The following is a 20,518-nucleotide window of genomic DNA, read 5'->3' as shown; positions in this document are numbered from 1 at the left end:
CTGCCATTTTTTTAATTTTATTAACTTATTAAATATGAATTATTTATGAAATATAATTATTCTGCAATGTTAAGCTTTGCATAATGTCCTTCTTTAACTTTAGTTTTCATTAATTGTTGTAATGCAGCATGTGTTGCTTTGATTGTGTTTATTCGAGATGTTGTTTTACCAAATGTTTTTGACCATACATCTTCAATTCCTGCAAGTTTTAAGATTTTTGCAATCTCTCCTCCCGCACAAAGTCCAGTTCCTTTTGGTGCAGGCATAAGCACTACAATTACGGATCCACATTTTCCTTCAACTTTAAATGGAATACTGTGTGCGTCGTTACAATTACATTGCCAACTTCCACAGCCTCTTCTAATTTTAACAATTGCAAGTTTTGCTTTTCTAAATGCTTTTTCTCTTGCAGGAACAGTTTCTCTACTTTTCCCAAATCCTACTCCAACATGACCGTTGTGATCTCCAACTACTGCCATTGTTGAAAAACTTGGTTTATTCCCTTCTCTTGTTTTTTTCTGGGTTTGTTTGAATGCTCGTCGTTGACCGCCTCCAAACTTACCTTTTGATTGTCCTATTAATAATAAATCTGATTCTAATGTTGGAACTAATATGTCAATAATTTGATGTTCTAATATTTTTTTCCCAATATCTAATACTTGATTAATATCCGTGATGCTTCCATCTTTAACTGATTTACCAAGTTCGGTTTTTGGACTCCAAGAGTCAGAATCAAAGTTTGAAACAAATCGAGGTTTTTCTTCACCAGGTTCTTCTTTAACTTTTCCATCAGCTTCAGTCGCTAAAGAAACTGCTTCACCTTCAACTACCGGAATTGCTTCTGCTACTGGTGCTTCTGCTACTTCTGTTTTTACTTCAGGCGCGTCTTTTTTTGTTTCAGTTTTTGTTTTGTCTTGTTTTGCCATTTTTTATCCAAAATTGGTTTAAGATTATTAATCACTTAAAATTTAATTTTATAATTATCATAATTTCTTTTTAATTTCTTCAAAATGTTTTGAAGCTTCTTCAGGTTTAACATTTTGTTTTAAATATTTTGAAAATTGTTTTTCATATTTTACTTTATCTTCTTTTAATAAATTAGCATAAATTTCAATATGTTTTCCTTCAATTCGATCTTGAGACGGTAATACTTTATCAGAATATGGAACCTTTAATCCTGCATCTACCGCACCTTTTAATACTGCGTATAATTTTGATTTTCCAAAAGTAGTTTGTAAACCTAAATCAAGAATTGCTTCAGATACTTTTTTTTCTTGTGCATTTTTACCGACCATATACCCAACTAAATAAGCTGCAGATACATTAGACGCATTCATTTTCCAACCAAGTTTTCTTAATTGTTCAGAACATGCACTTGCAATAATAATATCACCTTTAGCATCATATTTAATAATTTGAGCATAAATATTTTTTAGTGTTTTTCTAACTACAAGTCTAGCCTTACCACTTTTTAGCATAGCTAATCTTTTCTTATAGTCGGTTCTTCCTTCCCTTTTTCTACGAAAGGGGACTGATCGAGTGTTTTGTGCTTTTTTCATTTTCAATTATAATTTTTTTAATTTTATTTTTTTGGTATTGCTAATTTATGCTCATCAAGATATAGTTTGATGTGTCGTTTACTTCTAAAAAAGCCACCTTTTGTTTTTAAGTATAACATTCTATAATTAGTAGGAGTCAAATATCCTTTTGTTTTTAATTCTTTAATAAATAATCTTTGTAATCTAATTTTTTTCATCCAACTTACTTTTTTTGGTTCTCGAGAAGTTGGTTTTCCTTTTCTACTTCCCGCTCCTTTTCTAAGACCTTTACTTTTTTGGATTTTTTGTTTTCTAGTTCTTCCTTGACTAATTCCTCTTTTAGGTTTAGCTCGAATAGAACCTGCACTAATTGCTTTTCTAACATCATCTTTAGTAATAGATTCTTTAATCTCTTTAATTCCTTCCGGATCACACCAGATTTTTTTCTTAGAGCACTTTAATACAATTGCTGCAAGTTTTTTTTGTAATGTTAGGTTCATTTTTCTTAGTTATTTTAATTTAATATTTTTTTTATTTTAATATTATTATAGTATTATTATATTATGCATTTACTGAGTTTTTTTTGAAATTAATACTTTATCTTGTTCTTTTTTTTCTTTTTTATTATCGTCAACTTTTTCTTCGCCAGCTTTTTCAGCATCTTTTTTCTCAGCATCTTTTTTCTTTTTTTCTGCGTCTTTTTTTGCTGCTGCTCGTTTACCGCTTCGCTCAGTTTTTTTCTTTTCGGTTATTTCTTTCTTTTTCTTAAGCATGTCTTCTTTTTCTTGAATAAACTTTTCAACGCTTACATAATTATGAACTGCAAAGCCTAATTCTACTGCTTTTTTAAGTAATTCTAATCTTTTCTTAAGTCCAACAGTTGCTTTAATAATTAATTTATCATTTTTAGGATCTAATTTTAATAACAAATCCATAGTGCTGATATTTACTAATTCTAATCCTTCACGACTAAGACCTCGAACAGCATTTGGACTTGACCAACCCATTTCTACTGATCTACAATAACCTTTTTTATGAAGTCTCATTTTTGATTGAAGTCCTCTTGGTTTTCTCCAATTTTTTGCAACTCTCATTGCTTTATGAGCATCCTGTCTAAGGAAAGTTGGTTTTTTTCTCTTGAGTTTTGTTCTCAATTTGAGTAGGGTTTCTTTGTCTGCCATTTTTCTTGAATAATGATTTTTTAATAATTTTATTTTTTTATTTTTATAATAATTAAACTTTGATCTTTATTAATTTTGATTAATTTATTCTAACATGGATTTTCCACTTTTTTCAATTATGAAAATTCCATCTTGGAAAATTCTAATATCTCGTCGATTTCCAACACGAGTTAATAATTCAATATCTGCTGCTACTTGTCCAGAGATTTCTTTATTAGTACTTTCAATAATTACTTGATCTCCTTCAACTTTTACTTTTGCACCATCTTTAATTTGCATTTTTCTCGGATTTTTTTCTCCTAAAAAATTTTTAACAACAAAGTTTTTACCGCTTACTGCTGCAGTCATTGGGAAGTGACCTGAACAAATTTTCATTTTGTAAAGATGTCCATGAGTAACTCCTTTAATCATATTTTTAATGTGAGCAATATAAGTATTCATTAGTGTTTTTTCTCTTTTTGATGCATTTTTTGAGTCGACAAAAACTAAATTACCTTCGGAACTTACGTGAATTCTAGGATGATTAAAGATTCTAGTTACATCTCCTTTAGATCCTTTTACTATAACATTAGTTCCATCCACAGTAATTGTTACGCCCTGCGGGATTTCAATTTCTTCTTTTATGTCTGCTCTCATTTTATATCAAATTAATAACAATATGCGATTAATTTACCGCCTATCTTTTTTTCTTTTGCTTCATAGTGAGTCATCATTCCTTGTGATGTTGAAATGATTAAAATTCCAAAATCTTTTGCAGGTAAAAATCTTTTTTCAAATTTTTCGTAATCATCTAAAGTAACTGCAAATCTTGGTTTTACTACTCCACATTTATTGATTGCATTTAACAAATTTAATAGGATATATCCACCTTTACCATCATCTTTAATTTCGTACTTACCAACATATCCTTTTTCATTTAATATGTCTAGTACTTTTTGAACTACTTTAGATACTGGTTTCATCAAACATTCTCGTTTGGATACTTTTTCTGCATTTCTTAATTTGGATAATGCAGCCGCGAGTGGATCGTTCATTGACATTTTTATTACACCTGATTGTTCATACTTTTATAATTTTAATTTTAACTGTATTTTTTAAATCCGATTTTAGTTGCAATTTCTCTAAAACATTGTCGGCAAAGATCTAAACCATATTTATCAATATGACCTCTATTTCTTCCACATCGTCGACATTCTTTTGTAGCAACCCCACAACTTCTTTCTTTTGGTTTGTTGTGTTTTATGAATTTTTTATACTTTGCAGGTTTAACTGAAAGTTGTGATAACATTTTTTTATGATCGCTAGTAGTCATTTTTATTCATCCTCTGGAAGTTTAACTTGGAATTGTGATTTCATATATTCAATTGAATTTAATTTTGAAATTTTATGATTCTGACGTAAGACTCCAGGTCTTGTTCTTCTTTTCTTAACTCTAAATCCACGTCTTTCAAGAGTTATGCAAACTTGAAGTCCCATAATTCCAATTTCAGGATCATATTTTAATTCAGGAATATCAATACACTCCTTAACTCCAAAAGATATATTTCCATTCTCATCAAATTGACTTTCTTTTAATAATAAATCTACTGCTGTAAGAAGTCTCTTTAACAATATTTGAGCATCCTCATTTCTTACAGTTACTTTACAACCAATTGGAAGTCCAGGTCTAAGTCCCCATCCAGGAATTCTTTTGGATGTTTTTGTTTTAATTGGTTGTTTATTAGTTAATGAAGTTAATAGTTTAATACCCTTACTTAATTTATTCTGATCCTTGCCAGCACCTATATTTAAGGTAACCTTCTCAATTCGGATTTCTCTCATTGGATTTTGTGTTTTGTCTGCCATTTTTTAGTTTTATTTTTGGATTAAAGTTACTAATGGTTGTTTTTTTCCTATAACAACTGCGTATTCTTTTGATGTTTCATAAATTTGATTAGTTTTAGATTTGAATAAAATTTTCTTTTCCATTATTTCTTCAATTAGTCCAACTTGTCCTGCATGTCGTCCACCAATTAAAAATACTGGAACTCCTTTTTCAAATTTTAAATGTTCTGCAATATCTTGAGATGGTGTTCTTAATAAAAATGAATCTCCTGTTTTGTATTCGGAATTATCTTTTTCTAATAATAAATTTCGCCCATCACTTAAACAAAATTGCATTTTAGTTGCTCTTTTTTTGTCTTTAGTTGAAACATTAACCCATCTTTTATTTAAGATTCTACAAATTTTAATATTTGCTTCTTTTTCATCAACTTTTACTGCCGCGAGTTTTCCTTTTTCATCAAGACTCATTCGATATGCTAAGTTTAATGAAGGGAAATAAACTACATCCATTAGTCCTACTGGAACTCTTGGATCTACTCTTTTTTTACCGTCGACAATAACGTCTTTATGATTTAAAATGTATTTAACTTCTTTTGATGTTTTTGCTACTTTAATCATTTCACGCATCAATAAAGATAATGAAATTCCATATTCTAATTTATGTGCTCCAGGTTTTGGTCGAGTAATAAATTTAGTTTTTTTACGCTCGATTCTCCAAGTTTTTGGTGCAGATATGCTTTTGAGATGATTTTTTACCATTTTTTTTATTCCTTAGTTTTTTTCTCAGCAGATTTAACTTCTTCTTTAGTAGTTTCCTTTTTTTCAGGAATTGTTTTCACTTCAGGTTTAGCGTCGATTTTAACATCTTTGCTAGTGTCTACTTTAGCGTCTTGTTTTAATTCTTTTTTTGCTTGAGTTTCTTTTGATTGTAATTTAACAGATGAACCAGCTGATTTCATTTCCAGTTTTTCTTTTCTTTTAACATCTCTTAAGTTTAATTCAGTAATAAGTAAATTTGATGGTTGAAAGGGATATAATGATTTAGATCCATCTTTTTTTGATCTTTCAATTCCAGTTATGAAAACTTTTCCTTTCATAACATCAATTCGTTCAACTTTATTTTCTTTGCCTTTGAATTGTCCTCGAATTACTTTAACTTTATCACCTTTTACTACAGGAAGACTTCGAGTATTATGTTTTGTTTTAAGCTCTTTTGAAAAATGAACTCCTAAAAACTTTTTCTTAAGATGTAGAGGCGCATTATATCTATACTTTCTCTGTTTTCTTGGTTGTTTACTTGAAATCCAGTTTGTTGAAAATGCTTTTTTCATTTTTCTTATCCTTATATTGTATAATTGTAATTTATTTTTTATTTTTATTTTGATTTATGTGTTAATTATAATATGATGCTTGCAATTTTTGAAATCCCAGGCCATCGTCCAGCCACTTCTTTTGCAATTGGGCCTTTTAATAATGTTCCTTTTGGATTTCCCTTATCATCTTTTAATATAACTGCTGAATTATCTTCGAATTTAACTCGTGTTCCGTCAGGTCGTCTATATTCTTTTCTTTGACGAACAAGTACTGCTAATACAACTTGTTTTCTCATCTCAGGTTTTCCTTTTTTAACACTTGCAAAAAATATATCTCCCACTCCTACAGTCGGCATTCTTTTTTTTGTTGTTGTTTGACGTTTTTTAACTGAGACTATCTTAATCACTTTTGCACCGCTATTATCACAAGTGGTTAATACTGACCCTTGTGTAAGCGCTCTTGATACTTTTGCATTAACTGCTTTCATTTTTTAGCCTCAAATAAATAAATTATAATTATTATTTTTTCTCGTTTTCTAATTCTTCTGATTCAAAACCATCATCTTCTTCTGTTTCTTCAATCTCTTCAACTTCTTCAACAGTGTCAGCAACTTCAGGTTTAACAGATTCTTTAACTTACGGTTCTTTTAAATCTTCGATCTTTTCTTCGGTAGAAACTTTTTCAGATTCTTCGACAGCAACTTCATTTTCTTCAACTTTTTTTTCATCAACTACAACTTTTTTCTCTGTAGCTTTAGATTTTTCAGTATGAGTTGATTTATGTTTGTGATGTTGTGCTTCTTCTCGTTCTACAGTTTCTTCTTTTGCTTCTTTTTCTAAAAAGTATTCTCGATCTTTATCAAACTTTTGAACAACTACAAAACTTACAGTTTTACTAATTCTTCTTGTTTCATAAATTTTAACCATATCTCCTTCTTCTGCATTAATACAGAGAGGATTATGTGCTTGAATTTTAGTTCTTGTTTTTTTGTATCTTTCATACTTAGGAATGAATTTTCTTCCTTCCCACATTACAGTTACTGTTTTTTGTCGTTTATCTGAAACTACCACTCCAGTAAAGGATTTACCTCTAATCTTAATTTGTCCGTGGAATGGACAAGATTTATCCTCACATGTTTCCTTTGGTATAGGTATTCCAAAACCGATGTTTGTACTTTTCATTTAATCACCATGAATTATAATTTTTATTATAGTTTTTTTATTCTTTCTTCGGGTTTAATTGCGAGTTCATTCATATGAATTATTTCGCTTGTTTTTTGAATTTTGATTATGATTTGTGTTTTGATTAATGTTTTAACACCGTCGGGTGTTTTGATTTTGATTGTGTTTTTTGTTTCATCAACAAGTTTTCCTTGTATGCCTATTTGGCCGCGGTTTTGGGAGTTTATTACCAAAACATTTGAACCTATGATTTCGCCTTTCATTTTTCAAGGCTTAATGCAGTTATTTGACAATTATTGTTTCAGGTGAAAAACCAAGCGAGATTAATGCGCTTCTGACATTTTGTTTATGATTTCCTTGTAACTCAATTTTGTGGGCTTTAATTGTTCCCCCGCAAGCGAATTTTGCTTTGAGTTTTTTTACAAGATTACCCATGTCAATTTCTTTTTGGTCAATTCCTGAAATAACTGTATATTGTTTACCAAATTTTTTTTTGATTGTTGTAACTTCGATTAATTGTGATTCTTTTGCGATAGATTCACAAACACACAACTCTTTCGGTAAACCGCATGTTGAGCAAATTTCACTCATTATTTCATTTCCTCCTTTGATTGTTGTGATTGAACTTTAAGTAATTTAGCAATTGTTTTTTTAGTTGTTCTCAATAAACTTGGTTTTTGTGGAGTTGAACCAGTTGCTGCTTGAGCATTCAACTTAATTAATTCCTTTCTTAATTCATTAAGTTTCTCTTGGATCTGTTTTCCAGTCATCCCTTGTATTTCGTTTATTTTCATTTTGGTTTAGTATTATAAATTTAATTTATTATTCTTTTTTATTATCAGTAGCGTCAGTTTTTTCTACTTTTTCTTCAACTTTAGTTTCAGTCTTGTCTTCAGTCTTTTCAACTTTTTCTTCAACTTTTTCTTCAACTTTTACTTCAGCTTTTACTTCAGCTTTTACTTCAGCTTTTACTTCAACTTTTTCTTCAACTTTTACTTCAGCTTTTTCAACTTTTGCTTCTACAGGTTTTGCTACCTTTTTAGCTACAGTTTTTTTTGGTTTAGCTCGAGGTTTGGATTTAGGTTTTGGTTTTTCTTTTTTCTCAGGAATAATTTCTTCTACAATTTCAATTGGTTCATCTAAAACAGTAATATTGTCAGGAACCATTGTAGTAGGAGGCATAATTCTTACTTGAATTCCAACAATTCCAGTTTTAAGTCCTGCAACAGCATAACTAGTATCTACTCCAGTTAAAGCTATATCTCCTGATTTTTTTAAGTATCCTTGGTAAAATCTCCATCTTCTCGCTCTTGAACTTGGAATTTTTCCAGATAATAATAATTCTACACCAAGTGCGCCTGAAGACATAACATCAGACATAACTTTATGACCAATTCCTTTAAATCGGTTGGTTCCAAATCGTTCTAAATTACTAGCAATTCTTTCAGCAACAATTTGTGCATCTAAATTTGGTGTTTCTACCTCATTGATTTCAATTTGAGGATTTTCTAAATGAAATTTTTCTTTTAAATCGATTGTTAATTTTTTAATATTTTGACCTTTTCTACCGACTATAAGTCCTGGTCGTGATGCGTAAATTATAATTTTTTCACCAAGAGGTGTTTTCTTTAATTTAATGTGACTTTGTCCTAAATTCTTAAGCTGACTAGTAATGTATTCTTGAATTTGGAATTCTTTCAAATTATCCGCGACAATTGATCGTTCAATCATTCTTTAGTTTCCCCCTTTGGAGTTTGTTCTTTTTCTTTTGAATCTGATTTAGTAACAATTTTTTCTTCTGCTGTTTTTTCAACAGGCGTGTCAGTTTTAGTTTTTTCAACTTTCACTTCAGCAGCTACCTTTGCTTCAACTTTTTCTGATTTAACTTCAACTTTTTCTACAGGTTCAGATTTAACAGTTTTTGTTTCAACAGGTTTTGCTTCAACTTTTGCTGTAGATTTAGATCGTGATTTTTTTTGTTCAACTTTTTCTTGAACAACAACTTCAACATGTGCTCTTTTCATAGCAACTCTTCCTTTTCGTCCGCCCCTCATAGGTTTACTTGCTTGATGGGAACAAAAATGAATAATACTTAATTGACCAGTACTAAGGCCTTTATTTTGTGCATTAATTTCTACATTTTCAAGTAATTTTAGTAGTAATCCTGCAACTTTAATAGGATATCTTCCAGACGCCATTTTTCCTGGTTTGTGTCCAGGACCATTGGTAAATCTTTTATATGGCACTGCTTGTTTTTTTTCAATTACTCTTGCAAGGATTTGTTTTGCTTTTTGTAAATTTTTATGTCTTAAAAAATTACATATTTCAATTGAAACTTTATGACTTGCAGAAATATCTCTACCGACAGCTCTAGCCATAAGTTCTTCATTATATCCTTGAAATGCATATTTGTATTTTGCCATTTTTTTATTTATGATTTTAACTAATTATAATTTTATTTTCGTCCTACATTTGCTGAGCTTTTTGATGCCCCAACTCCTGGAGAACTGTGTCCTACGTTTTTCCGTGTTAGTGCAAATTCGCCTAAATAATGTCCAATCATTTCTGGTTGAATAATAATTTCCACAAATTGTTTTCCATTATGAATCCCGATTGTTTGATTAAACATTTCGGGTAAAATTGGCATATCTCTACAGTGGGTTTTAATACTTTTTTCACCTGAGTGTAATTTTTGAAGAAAAACTCTTTGCGATTCAGTAAATCCTCTACTAAGTCTTCTTCGAATTCCTGCAGGCATTATTTCTGCAAGTTCTTTCAGACTTAATGCTTGTAAGTCAGCTGGTGATTTTCCCCGATATGTAAATTCTTTTTTAGCCATTTTTCCTCAATAGTATAAATTTAATCTTTTCCTTTTTTACGTCCAGTTCTTCTTGCAGCAACCATTCCTACTTTTCGTCCAGGAGGTGCATTTCTACTAACTGGTTTTGCTTTGGATTTACGTGATGTTCTCTTGTTACCATATGGGTGGTCTACTGCATTTTGTGCAGATCCACTTACTTTTGGCCAGAGTTTATTCCTAGCTTTCATCATATAATATTTAGTTCCAGCTTTAAGGATTGGTTTTTCTAGTCTTCCACCGCCACCTACAACTCCAATACAAGCTCTACATTTTGGATGGAATGATTTTCTTTTTTTAGACGGTAATTGTACAATTACTTCTTTTGATTGTTTTGTAATAATTTTTCCAGAGGTTCCAGATGCTTTGATAAATTTTCCACCATCTCCAGGAACTGATTCAATTAAAAATACACTTGTTCCTTCAGGAACATCTTTTAAAAAAATCACATTTCCAGTTACGGGTTCAGCATTTTGACCTGCAGTTATAATATCTCCAACTTTCATTCCTTCCGCAGCAATCATAACATATTCTCGTCCATCTTCCATTCTTACATGCAATAATGGCGCACTATGTCCTTGACAGTGTACGATATCTTGAATTACTCCTTGAATTGTGTCTGAGTGTGAAATAGGAAGTCTTGCTTCACCAACATATCTAAAGCTAGGTGCACGGTATCTTGGTCCGCCTTTTCCTCTTGCTTGTTGAATAAGTCTTTTTCCCATTTTATTACCTTAATATGTTTTTTAATTGTTTATTTTAATTACATTAATCCTAAATCTGTTACTACATCTAAAGCAGGTGTTTCTTCAGAGAGAGTTACGTATGCTTTTTTAGTTCCGTCCATTGTAATTAACGTATTTACATTTGTAACTTTTACTTTAAACACTTCCTCTACTGCTTTTTTGATTTCAGGTTTTCTAGCTTTTAATTCTACAATTAACACTAACTTATTTTCAGATTCCATAAGTCTTATTGCTTTCTCTGTTGAAAGCGGGTATTTGATTATTTTGTAGCTATCCATTTTTCTTAAATTTTTTATTATTTTTAATTATGATTTATTTATCTAATTCATCTTGTTTTAATTCTTTTTTTGAAACTTTTTTAGCAAGTTTATCATTTACTCGCCGAGAAAATAAATTTTCTTCTTCAAGTTTTTTAATTGCTGCCTCAGTAAACAATGTTAATCTTCCAACATCACTTCCAGGCGCTAGTAATTGCGCATTTAGATTTTTTACTTCAACAACATCCACTCCTGCAACATTCACTCCAGATTTTAATAATGGACATTCTGTTGAAACAACAACTAAAGGACCTTTTGCTTTTTTGTATTTTCTTCCTCTAAGTCTTGCTTTTCCAGCTCTAAATGTTTTTCGACTTGCTCTTCCTAATTCATCTGTTAATCCTAATGTTACTAAAATTTTTTCAAACTCATTAGTTTTTTCGATTTGTTCAAATGAATTATCAATTATGAATGGATAAGTATCAGGTAATTTATGACCGCGATCTTCAACTAATTCTGGAATCATGGTTGCCGCAATTGCACTTCTAATTGCTTTTCTTCGTTCATTAACATTAATATTTTTAGACCAAATTTTTTCAACTTTTGGCGGGTGAGCTCTTCGTCCACCAACACAACCAGGAGCTGTTGCTCCAACCCAGAAGAATCTTGTTCCTCGTCTTGTGTGAATTTTTCTTGGTACTCTTGAAATTCCGAATCCATATGATCCTCGGTAATTGTGTCTTCTTCTTGATAATTTTGAAGAATGTTTATTTCCTGCGTCAGGATCTGCACCATATGGTTGTCTATTATGAGATTGGATTGCTTCAACTGCTCTTTTAATTAAGTCTTGTCGTACAGGTTCGTCAAACTGCTTTGGCAATTTTACTTTTCCTTTTTCGCTATTTTGTTGTGTTAATATTTTGACTTGCATTTTGTTTTTTGTTGAATTTTTTATCCAAATTTTTGATTATTATTTTACACGTAATTTAATTACGCTTTTTTTCTTGTTCCTTGAGTTGAAATAAGACTTATATTTTGAATTTCAGGTGCGCCATAATTATATTTTTTATTTGGCCGTAATGCTTTTTTAAATTTTACAATTCTTTTTGAAGGTCCTTGAATACTGCCTTTAACAATAATAAACGGATTTTTAATATCTCCATATTTGTTAAATCCACCTTTAGGTGTTACGCTAGATCCATCTTCTCCAATTTGAAGTATGACTTTATTATATTCAATTCTTTGATGATATCCCATTTGTCCTGCGTGTGCTACTCGATACATAATATGTCCTTGTCCACACCAAGGTCCTAAACTTCCAGGTCCTCGTTTAGTTTTTTCACTTTTTCTTCCACGAATTTTTACTCCAAATCGCTTTACAGGTCCTTGGAATCCTTTTCCTTTAGTTATTACGTGAAAATCAACTTGTTCGCCTGCACCAAATACATCTTTAAGTGCAATTTCTTTTCCTAGAATTTCTTTTGCATAATTTAATTTTTCTTCAACTGATTTTCCACCAATTGCAAGTTCAAAAAGTTCTGGTTTTTTCTTTCCAATTCCAGTTAATTTTGGTTGAGTATAAGCAAGAACTCTTACATCAGAATAATCTTCTGCTTTTAGTTCTTCTTTTTTCTTATCATCAATTTTTTTTGGTAATTTAATTTTTCTTGCTAACTCTTTGTCTGCTTTCGCATTAATTTGATTAACAAGTTTAGAACCATAAGGATTTTTTTTGTAAAGCATAATTGAAGAAATTTTAATTGGGGGGCATTCAATAATTGTCACAGGAAAATTAATGTCTGATCCCTTCGTAGTACTATTTTTTCGATTATCAGTTAATAAAACGTGAGTCATTGCAACTTTATAACCGGAGAAGCCTAATAATTGTGCATCTTTATATTCTGGCCAGCTTCTAATTCGAGCATAAGCTCGCTTAGCTCTTTTACGTGGCCAGTATGCCATACTTCCGCTTCTTGGTCCTGTTACTTTTCCCATTCTTATTTAACCTTTGATTAAAATTGTCATAAAAGCCTTAGAATCAGTCTTTAAAGCAAAAAACACAATTGAATTATTGATTTTTGTTTAAAGAACCTATTCATAACGTTTAAGCAAGAAACAGAGAATTAATACCCCGTTCGTACTGAAAACACCGTTTTTTCAGGCTCTTAGAGTTTTTGAAGCAATTAAACATTTATTTTTACTGTTTAACTGCTATAAACATCAGTTTTAATTTATTGAGTAAATTTCCAGGTTGTTTATAAAAGTTTGGTATACGAGAAACAATTAGGTCAAATATATGTTCTCAATTGCGGAATTTACCTCAAATTTTACAACAATATCAATTATATTATAATACTAACGCACAATAGTATAACTTCCTCTTGCGTGCCAATACTACCCAACCCTATAATCCCACTAATCAACCACAGTACAAGGTCAATTTCACAGCAATATAATCTAACTTATCACATTATGCAAACTCAACATATAATTCAACACACCCTATAACTGATCAAATCACTTACAATTCACTTAATTAATATTTCATCAATATTTTTTCGGGGTTTAGAATCAGGCGATTCTGCAGGATATCCTACTGTTATTATATAGGGTACAACATATTCTGATGGCAACTCTAACAAATTCAAAATTTCTTCTTTTTTCATCCAACCAACATAGCAAGTACCTAAACCAAGTTCTGTAGCTCTTAATAATAAGAATGATGTGGCAATAGACAAATCTCTAACTGCTCTGAGGTTATTAGCATCATCAAGTCCAGAAACATTCTTTTTATATTCAGTTGGATCCGCACAACAAAGTATTATAGCAGGAACAGAATATACAAAGTCTTGTGGAAAAATATTATTTTCACGAAGCTTTTGTTTCAAAGATTTATCAGTAATTATTTTAAATTTCCAAGGTTGTGCATTATTTCCTGACGGAGCAAGCCTTGCAGCATCAATAAGCTCCAGTAAAATTTCAGAACTAACTTCCTTTTCTTGATATTTTCTTATGCTTTTTCGTTCGTTTATTGCTATTTTAACATCCATCAATAACACCTCAATTTATTGGTTTTATTCATTATCAAACTCACTTATTAACACACATATTCATGCACCCACTCATTAATCCAATTCATTCATCAGATTCATTCAACTTTTTTCTAATAATTGTTGATTTGTAAATGTGCGGTTTATGAGAATTTAATCGTTTAACTAAAATTTTAAGATTTTTCCGATCAATATACTGTTCAAGTTCAAAAATAAAATGTTTTTGATCATAACCTAAACAAATTATATCTGGTTTTACTCGTCGAATAACATCCATTTTACGTTTTTTATTTCCAAGAAGTACAAAATCTGCAATGCCTGATTCCACCACACTTTTTAATCGATAATTTTCATTGTGATGTAATTTTACTTTTTTATGAATTTTAACTGTTCTATCTCGAGCTATCACCACAAATAATAAATCGCCATATTGTCTGGCCTGTGTTAAAAAATCTTTATGACCTTTGTGAAGTACATCAAATGTTCCGAATGCTAAAACTCGTTTAAGGGATTTATTCTGCACGGTCATTTTCATTATCAATATTATTTTTATTAACTACGGAACCATTTTGATTAGAAGATTTACTTATGTCATTTGATTCGACCAAATCATCTGAGGTAACATCTTCAGAAGTAGAATTATCAACGGACTCATCATCCACAGTTAAAACATTTTCATTTTTCAAAGATTCTGACTCATCAGACTTGTCTTGATCTTTTAACCCTTCAGAATTATTTGTTTCTTGATCAGTGGGCGCTTCTTGAGTATTTGTTTCTTGATCCTCATCCTGTTTTTTCTTATTTGAAGTTTCTTTTTTGTTTTCTGATTTATTTTTTGTTTTAGTTTTTTTCTTTTCAATTGCAATTAAACTTTTCATTCTTCTAACTGCATAATTAACTGGATTTTTAACTCCCCTGCAAATACCATCAGGACAACAAATTTGTAAATCAGTGTAATACATTTTATTATTACAATTAGGGGGAAGTACTTTTTTATTTTGAGTTTTAGCATATCTTAATTGCCCCCTCCAATAAACTTCACGTAAAGGTTCTTTATTTTGTTTGTTCCATCGCTCAAGATAATCTTCCATATCTTCATACGACCAATTACAACTCGCAAGAAAATTAATTAATATGAAAACTGCTCGTTTCTTCCCATCTTCAAGCCCTCCAAAAATCTTTTTAATGCAAGGTGGAAATAATTCTTCAGGAATTTTTATTTCAAATTTTTCAAGATCTACTTCTTCATTTCTTTTTTCTACTTTGAAAACTTTTTTATCTTGTGCGATTTTTTTCTTTTTTTGTTCTTGCTCGGCGGCAAAATCATAACTTTTAATTATCAAATCTCGAGCCTCACCTAAAACAATATTTCGTTTATCCATAAATCTAAAATCATTAACAACTACATTTTCAGAATACGAGTCTTTTACATCAAATTCTTTAACTTTGTCAGGATCTAACGGCAAACTTACCCACCCGCTTTTTTCGTTAAATGAATATGCCATCCTATACAAATGCCGAGAAGAAATAAGAATTGTATCAACTTCTAAAATAGTGAATGGGTCAAACTTCCCATCAACAACAAGTTCTTCGTAAGGTTTTCCTGACTTTTTCATTATAACATCTAAACTATCAAATTCTAGTATTTCTCGAGATAAATGTTCTTTTATCATTTCTTTTAAGTATTCTGCAATTTTTCGAGGACCTTCAGGAAATAATGTTCTTGTTTCAATTCCTAAAACATTTTCAGGAAATGATTCAAACGGAACTCCAATATGAAATCCATGATTACCCGAAAACTTACAACTTACTGATTTTATTCCCTGATATTTTATTGCCTGTATTAAAAGATGTGCTGCAATTTTACTATAATCCAACCAGGTACAATCAATGTCTAAAACCAAATCCCACCCTTTTCTTAGATCGTCCATTTCTCTTCTTGGTGATCCGGTTTTTATTTGTAAAGGGTTTCGCCAGAGTTCTTCACTCGCATGAAAACTTGTAACTCCTTTTTTTACCATTTCAATTACGTCGGTAGGATATTGTAACACATCAGGCCTTCTAGTATATCCTTTTCCACCATAACTGCCTGAAATTTCTTTATCTGTAGCTCCGTCTATTATGGCTTGTTGTACATCTATTTTTTTATAGTGTTTTAGAACTTTGCTAAGCATTACAGGATCCATATTATTCACTTAGAAGCCTTAATTTAATGTAGTATTTATTAATTTAGGAATAGTTATTAACATATTTAAGCAATACTAAAAAAACTTTATAAATGGTTTTATGAAAAAATTCACAACAAATTAGAATCTCACTAAATTATAATAAATTATTTTAAAGTGGTTAAATATATAAATCAGTTTTGATAACAAACACTCAATAACAAATAACAAAAATAAATACTAAATAATAATTATTAAATAACACATATTCTGTGTACTTGGGTGATCACATGTTAAATCAATTAAAAACAGTTGTTCTATTAGGACTTTTATCTGGAGTATTACTTGCAGTAGGTTGGCTACTAGGGGGATTTAATGGTTTAACTATAGGACTTATTTTTGCAATCGTTATGAATTTTGGTTCGTATTGGTTTTCAGACAAATTTGTTTTAATGGTTTATCGTGCAAAGAAAGTTTCTAAAAAAGATTATCCCGAATTAGTTTCAATTGTAAAAGAAGTCGCGCATTTAGCTCAAATTCCTATGCCCCAAGTATACATAGTACCTTCCGAACAAAGTAACGCATTTGCAACAGGTAGAAACCCAAAACATGCAGTTGTTGCTTGCACAGAAGGAATCATGAAATTACTTTCAAAAGATGAACTTAGAGGAGTAATTGCACATGAAATGGCACACATCAAAAATAGAGATATTTTAATTCAAACAATTGCTGCAACAATTGCCGCAGTAATTAGTTATGTGGGATTTATAGCAAGATGGGGTGCGATTTTTGGGGGTTTTGGAAATCGAGATCGAGATGGTGGAAACATATTACAATTTTTAGTTTTAGCAATCATAACTCCTTTAATTGCAACAATAATTCGTCTTGCAATTTCAAGATCTAGAGAATACCTTGCAGATGAAACTGGCGCAGGATTTATCAAAAATCCTCAAGCGCTAGCAAGTGCGCTTGCAAAACTTCACAATAGTTCACACCATAATAAAATGAAATTGGGTTCAGAAGCAACTTCTTCGTTGTTCATCATAAATCCATTCACTTCAAAAAACTTATTTGCACTATTATCAACTCACCCACCAATGGAAGAACGCATTAAAAGGCTTAAGCACATGAAATTTTAAGTTCCCACACCATACGTGCAAAGAATTCACTAAAACTAATAAAAGCAATGCCTAAATTTAAGAGCAAAAATTTTATAAATCCATTCTCTTTTTCTTTTTATTATGTATTCAGCATATCTATTATTAAATACCAAATTTGGCAAGAAAAAGCTTGTTGCAACTAGAATGAACAATTTTGAAGAAGTAGCAATACTTAATGAGACTTATGGTAGATATGATTTAATTGTAAAGATTGATTGTGAAACTTCTACTTCGTTTGAAGAATTTATGCAAAACAATATTAATACTATTGAAGATATTCAAAAATGTGAAACTTTAATTATTGCAGATACTGCAAATGATTTTGGCGAAGATATTGAAGAACCTGAAGAAGATTAAATAAAATAAACTTTCTCATTTTTTATTAATTCAATATCAATTAACAGCTAATAATTAACTCAACTATTTTCTTAAAAATAAAAACTCACATTAAAATACTTAAATATATAAACTCAAAATGATTTTTGTGCGAATATGTTAAGAAGAATTAGTAAATTAAAATCTCATCACCAAATAATTTTCGCACTACTTATAGGTTTTGCAGTTGTTTGTTTTTGGAGAGGAGTGTGGGGGTTATTAGACGAATTCTTAGTTCCTCAGTTACCAATCACAAGTTTCACAGTTTCATTAGGACTCGGAATAATAATTCTTTTAATTACTGATTATTTAACAAAAGAATTAATGTAAAATAAAAACTAAGTTTTTCAAATCCATTCTTGAGTTAAAACTTTTTGTATTTCTTTAGCTTTTTTATCTCCTATTTTTGCAACTTCTTTTAATTCATCTTCAGTTGCATTAACAATATTTTTAATTGTCTTAAACTTTTCAAGTAATGGTTTTGCAAGTCCAGGACCAATTCCTGGTAGCGAACTAACAATATATTCCACTTGTTCTTTCACAGTAATTGGTTTACGAGATCCATGCATAGAATATTCACTACTAAACTCATCTTGTTCACGTTTAGCCATGATCAATAATAATGCTGCAGTTTCTGACACATTTCTTGTTTGAATTATTGGGATCCCAAAACTAATTGTAATTGTTGCAATCATTCCCCTGATTGCATTCGGATGAATTTTTCGTTGTGAATAAATATTTTCTTCACCTTCAATTATGATAACTGGTCTTTCAACTTCACTTTTGAGTCGTTTTACTTGATCAAGTAATCTACCATCAATTATTGAGTCTACAAAATCAGAAACTTTTTTGAGTTCGACAATAACTCGTTTAGAAAGTTGATAATCCCCAAGTGTTAATTGTTTAAGTTCAATGTGAATTCCTTGAGATGACATTTCTTTAACTATTGTATTTGATTTTTCTCGATGATCTGCATAAATTAGCAAAGGTTTTTCTGAAATAAAATCAGTTAATTTTGATTCGGATTTTTCTAAAGGTTTAACATATTTTTGTGTTTGTTTGGTAAGTCCTGCTTTTTCAAATCCTTTCCTTATTTCTTCTAAAACACGATACATTCTTTTTTCTTTATGATGTGCACTCCACCTATATCCTTCATCCCGCGTACCCTTAGTCATTAAAACAAATACTTTACCTTTTTCACTTCGACCAGTTCTTCCTCGCCTCTGAATAGTTCGTATTGCTGAGGGTATTGGTTCATAAAAAATAACAGAATCAACTTTCGGAATATCAAGACCTTCTTCACCAACACTAGTTGAAATTAATATTTGAAATTTTCCAAATCTAAAATCATTTAAAATTTGTTTTTGCTCTTTTTGACTATGGCCCCGTCCTTTTTTCTTGGCTTGCCCAAAAAATATTTGATTTGAAATCCCTGCTAAATCTAATTCAGTTTTAAGTTTTAATGCACTATCTCTGTACTGATTGAATAAGATTATTTTTTGATTTGGATTAATTGTTTCTTTTGTAATTAAATCAACTAATGTTTGAACTTTTGGATGTTCTACTCCTTCTTCGTTTAATCTTGTTGCAATAATTTTTGCAGATTTAAAATTTATATCAATTGAAAGATTTTTTGCAGCTTTTGATTTTCCCTGAACTGCTTCAGTTTCTAATTTATCCAAATATTCAACAAGCGGAGTTACTCCTTGAGTTTCAATAAGTTCAATTGCATGCTGAACTTTCATAGCTTCCGCAATTAAAGATATTGATTTGAATAATCCTTCATCTTTAAAGCCTTTAGAAAGTTCTTTATGTAAAAATCCTTGCACTCTAAGAAGTTCTGTTTTTGATGGCGAACTACCATTTTTAATATAACCATAGTTTTTTGCTTGTGCAATTTTTGATTTATATGATTCTTGCAAATAAGAGTGTAATTTTTTAAATTGTTCTGGAAATTGTACTGAAATCCATTTGAGTTCTACGTCTTGAATATATGGTTTCACATCAGGATCTTCATCAGTTCTTACTTCGACTGCTTCTATTTTTAAATTTTGACAAACTTCAATTATTTTTTCTGCATCGCTTCCAGGACTTGCAGTTAATGCTAAAACTCGAGAATAGGTCGCTTGAGAATCATATTTTTTTGCCAAGAAAACATAACTATAATCTCCTGTCGCACGATGTGCTTCATCAAAAACAATTAATGACACCTCAGTAAGTTTAATTCTGCCACTTAAAACATCATTTTCAAGTCCTTGTGGTGTACTAAATATTGCTTTTGCAGTTTTCCATTGTTCTGCTCGTTTTTCAGGTTTAACATGTCCAGTGAATAAAACAGTTTCATCTTCAGTCAAGTTAGTGTGCTTACGAAATGTATGTAAATGTTGTTCAACAAGAGGTCTAGTTGGTGCAAGCACTAAAATTTTAGAATTAGGAAATGTTTTGAGTCTATTTGCTGCAAGCAACATTGCAATCATTGTTTTTCCCATTCCAGTTGGAAGAACAACTAAAGTATTATTGAATGAGCAAGTTCCAAGTATTGTTTCTTGATACAATCTAGGTTTTAATTGAGTATTTAATAATTCAGACGTTTCTTTAACATTAGGTACTGAATTTGAACTTATCTTCTCAAATTTTTCAGATTTTTTTAATGAATTTGTTTTAGTTGATTGTTTTAATTTTTCTAATTTAGCTTTTTGTTCTAGCTCTTTCTCAAATTCTTTTTCCATTTCATCAAGAGTTTTCATAGTTCTTGTATTAGTTCTACCATTAATAACGGTTGTACTGGGTTTGCCATAAATAAAATCTGTGAGATTATAAAACTTACCACCTTGAGTTATAACTTGTTCCATCGCATCAATTGATCCCAT

At 30.5% G+C, this 20,518-nt stretch carries 29 protein-coding genes; 3 read left to right on the top strand and 26 right to left on the bottom strand.

All coding sequences use genetic code 11. The features are described from left to right. Positions 1-56: 56 nt before the first annotated feature. The 25 genes from HN587_06865 to HN587_06745 form a co-directional block, all read right to left on the bottom strand. Positions 57-926 carry a 30S ribosomal protein S5 gene (locus HN587_06865; GenBank protein ID MBT7903557.1) on the bottom strand — a complete coding sequence of 290 codons (870 nt, stop codon included), beginning with the start codon at positions 924-926 and terminating at the stop codon, positions 57-59. 57 nt (positions 927-983) lie between these two features. Next, positions 984-1,559 carry a 50S ribosomal protein L18 gene (locus HN587_06860; GenBank protein ID MBT7903556.1) on the bottom strand — a complete coding sequence of 192 codons (576 nt, stop codon included), beginning with the start codon at positions 1,557-1,559 and terminating at the stop codon, positions 984-986. 23 nt (positions 1,560-1,582) lie between these two features. Then, on the bottom strand, positions 1,583-2,038 hold the full coding sequence (locus tag HN587_06855; GenBank protein MBT7903555.1) for a 50S ribosomal protein L19e: 456 nt from the start codon (positions 2,036-2,038) through the stop codon (positions 1,583-1,585). A 69-nt stretch (positions 2,039-2,107) separates the two neighbouring features. After that, positions 2,108-2,719, bottom strand: a complete 612-nt coding sequence (locus HN587_06850) for a 50S ribosomal protein L32e (GenBank protein MBT7903554.1) — start codon at positions 2,717-2,719, stop codon at positions 2,108-2,110. 84 nt (positions 2,720-2,803) lie between these two features. Next, entirely contained in the window at positions 2,804-3,355 is a 552-nt protein-coding gene (locus HN587_06845) for a 50S ribosomal protein L6 (GenBank protein MBT7903553.1), read from the bottom strand. A gap of 11 nt (positions 3,356-3,366) precedes the next feature. Then, the gene (locus HN587_06840; protein MBT7903552.1) at positions 3,367-3,759 is read right to left on the bottom strand and encodes a 30S ribosomal protein S8; all 393 of its coding nucleotides are present in this window, start codon (positions 3,757-3,759) and stop codon (positions 3,367-3,369) included. 41 nt (positions 3,760-3,800) lie between these two features. Next, positions 3,801-4,007: a 30S ribosomal protein S14 gene (locus HN587_06835; protein ID MBT7903551.1), complete on the bottom strand. Its 207-nt coding sequence runs from the start codon at positions 4,005-4,007 to the stop codon at positions 3,801-3,803. Positions 4,008-4,033: 26 nt separating this feature from the next. Beyond that, a complete protein-coding gene (locus HN587_06830; GenBank protein ID MBT7903550.1) occupies positions 4,034-4,564 on the bottom strand; it encodes a 50S ribosomal protein L5 in 531 nt (176 codons plus the stop codon). A 9-nt stretch (positions 4,565-4,573) separates the two neighbouring features. Next, positions 4,574-5,302, bottom strand: a complete 729-nt coding sequence (locus HN587_06825) for a 30S ribosomal protein S4e (GenBank protein ID MBT7903549.1) — start codon at positions 5,300-5,302, stop codon at positions 4,574-4,576. Between the two features lie 5 nt (positions 5,303-5,307). Further along, positions 5,308-5,874, bottom strand: a complete 567-nt coding sequence (locus HN587_06820) for a 50S ribosomal protein L24 (GenBank protein MBT7903548.1) — start codon at positions 5,872-5,874, stop codon at positions 5,308-5,310. A gap of 65 nt (positions 5,875-5,939) precedes the next feature. Then, a complete protein-coding gene (locus HN587_06815) occupies positions 5,940-6,344 on the bottom strand; it encodes a 50S ribosomal protein L14 (protein ID MBT7903547.1) in 405 nt (134 codons plus the stop codon). A gap of 148 nt (positions 6,345-6,492) precedes the next feature. After that, positions 6,493-7,038 carry a 30S ribosomal protein S17 gene (locus HN587_06810; protein MBT7903546.1) on the bottom strand — a complete coding sequence of 182 codons (546 nt, stop codon included), beginning with the start codon at positions 7,036-7,038 and terminating at the stop codon, positions 6,493-6,495. A 26-nt stretch (positions 7,039-7,064) separates the two neighbouring features. Beyond that, positions 7,065-7,301, bottom strand: a complete 237-nt coding sequence (locus HN587_06805) for a ribonuclease P protein subunit (GenBank protein MBT7903545.1) — start codon at positions 7,299-7,301, stop codon at positions 7,065-7,067. Between the two features lie 19 nt (positions 7,302-7,320). Next, positions 7,321-7,632, bottom strand: coding sequence for a translation initiation factor (locus HN587_06800; protein MBT7903544.1), 312 nt, complete (start codon positions 7,630-7,632; stop codon positions 7,321-7,323). Continuing rightward, on the bottom strand, positions 7,629-7,832 hold the full coding sequence (rpmC, locus tag HN587_06795; GenBank protein MBT7903543.1) for a 50S ribosomal protein L29: 204 nt from the start codon (positions 7,830-7,832) through the stop codon (positions 7,629-7,631). Before rpmC ends, HN587_06800 begins: the two co-directional genes overlap by 4 nt. A gap of 28 nt (positions 7,833-7,860) precedes the next feature. Next, the gene (locus tag HN587_06790) at positions 7,861-8,769 is read right to left on the bottom strand and encodes a 30S ribosomal protein S3 (GenBank protein ID MBT7903542.1); all 909 of its coding nucleotides are present in this window, start codon (positions 8,767-8,769) and stop codon (positions 7,861-7,863) included. Further along, the gene (gene rplV, locus HN587_06785; GenBank protein MBT7903541.1) at positions 8,766-9,461 is read right to left on the bottom strand and encodes a 50S ribosomal protein L22; all 696 of its coding nucleotides are present in this window, start codon (positions 9,459-9,461) and stop codon (positions 8,766-8,768) included. Before rplV ends, HN587_06790 begins: the two co-directional genes overlap by 4 nt. 32 nt (positions 9,462-9,493) lie before the next feature. Beyond that, positions 9,494-9,877 carry a 30S ribosomal protein S19 gene (locus tag HN587_06780; protein MBT7903540.1) on the bottom strand — a complete coding sequence of 128 codons (384 nt, stop codon included), beginning with the start codon at positions 9,875-9,877 and terminating at the stop codon, positions 9,494-9,496. Between the two features lie 20 nt (positions 9,878-9,897). After that, positions 9,898-10,620: a 50S ribosomal protein L2 gene (locus HN587_06775; protein MBT7903539.1), complete on the bottom strand. Its 723-nt coding sequence runs from the start codon at positions 10,618-10,620 to the stop codon at positions 9,898-9,900. A 38-nt stretch (positions 10,621-10,658) separates the two neighbouring features. Continuing rightward, positions 10,659-10,919 (bottom strand): 50S ribosomal protein L23, encoded by a 261-nt coding sequence (locus tag HN587_06770; GenBank protein ID MBT7903538.1) that lies wholly within the window; start codon positions 10,917-10,919, stop codon positions 10,659-10,661. Between the two features lie 34 nt (positions 10,920-10,953). Continuing rightward, positions 10,954-11,829 (bottom strand): 50S ribosomal protein L4, encoded by an 876-nt coding sequence (locus HN587_06765; GenBank protein MBT7903537.1) that lies wholly within the window; start codon positions 11,827-11,829, stop codon positions 10,954-10,956. Positions 11,830-11,888: 59 nt separating this feature from the next. Continuing rightward, complete coding sequence (locus tag HN587_06760; protein ID MBT7903536.1) at positions 11,889-12,893, bottom strand: 50S ribosomal protein L3; 1,005 nt, start codon at positions 12,891-12,893, stop codon at positions 11,889-11,891. 533 nt (positions 12,894-13,426) lie between these two features. After that, positions 13,427-13,948 (bottom strand): nitroreductase, encoded by a 522-nt coding sequence (locus tag HN587_06755; GenBank protein MBT7903535.1) that lies wholly within the window; start codon positions 13,946-13,948, stop codon positions 13,427-13,429. An 85-nt stretch (positions 13,949-14,033) separates the two neighbouring features. Beyond that, positions 14,034-14,477 (bottom strand): adenylyltransferase/cytidyltransferase family protein, encoded by a 444-nt coding sequence (locus tag HN587_06750; GenBank protein ID MBT7903534.1) that lies wholly within the window; start codon positions 14,475-14,477, stop codon positions 14,034-14,036. After that, entirely contained in the window at positions 14,461-16,134 is a 1,674-nt protein-coding gene (locus HN587_06745; protein ID MBT7903533.1) for a hypothetical protein, read from the bottom strand. The genes HN587_06750 and HN587_06745 overlap by 17 nt, the downstream gene beginning before the upstream one ends. A gap of 269 nt (positions 16,135-16,403) precedes the next feature. Here HN587_06745 and HN587_06740 point away from each other — a divergent pair, with 269 nt between their 5' ends. From HN587_06740 to HN587_06730, 3 genes are all read left to right on the top strand, one after another. After that, entirely contained in the window at positions 16,404-17,252 is an 849-nt protein-coding gene (locus HN587_06740) for a zinc metalloprotease HtpX (protein ID MBT7903532.1), read from the top strand. Between the two features lie 102 nt (positions 17,253-17,354). Then, positions 17,355-17,630, top strand: a complete 276-nt coding sequence (locus HN587_06735) for an Lrp/AsnC ligand binding domain-containing protein (GenBank protein MBT7903531.1) — start codon at positions 17,355-17,357, stop codon at positions 17,628-17,630. 135 nt (positions 17,631-17,765) lie between these two features. Beyond that, positions 17,766-17,978, top strand: a complete 213-nt coding sequence (locus HN587_06730) for a hypothetical protein (protein ID MBT7903530.1) — start codon at positions 17,766-17,768, stop codon at positions 17,976-17,978. Between the two features lie 17 nt (positions 17,979-17,995). Here the strand turns inward: HN587_06730 and HN587_06725 are convergent, their stop codons facing one another. Then, positions 17,996-20,518: a DEAD/DEAH box helicase gene (locus HN587_06725; protein MBT7903529.1), complete on the bottom strand. Its 2,523-nt coding sequence runs from the start codon at positions 20,516-20,518 to the stop codon at positions 17,996-17,998.

The sequence above is a fragment of the Candidatus Woesearchaeota archaeon genome, from assembly GCA_018675335.1.
GTDB lineage: Archaea > Nanobdellota > Nanobdellia > Woesearchaeales > UBA11576 > JABJCP01.
The sequence above is the reverse complement of the archived record's forward strand: the minus strand, read 5'-3'. Positions and strand labels throughout refer to the sequence as shown.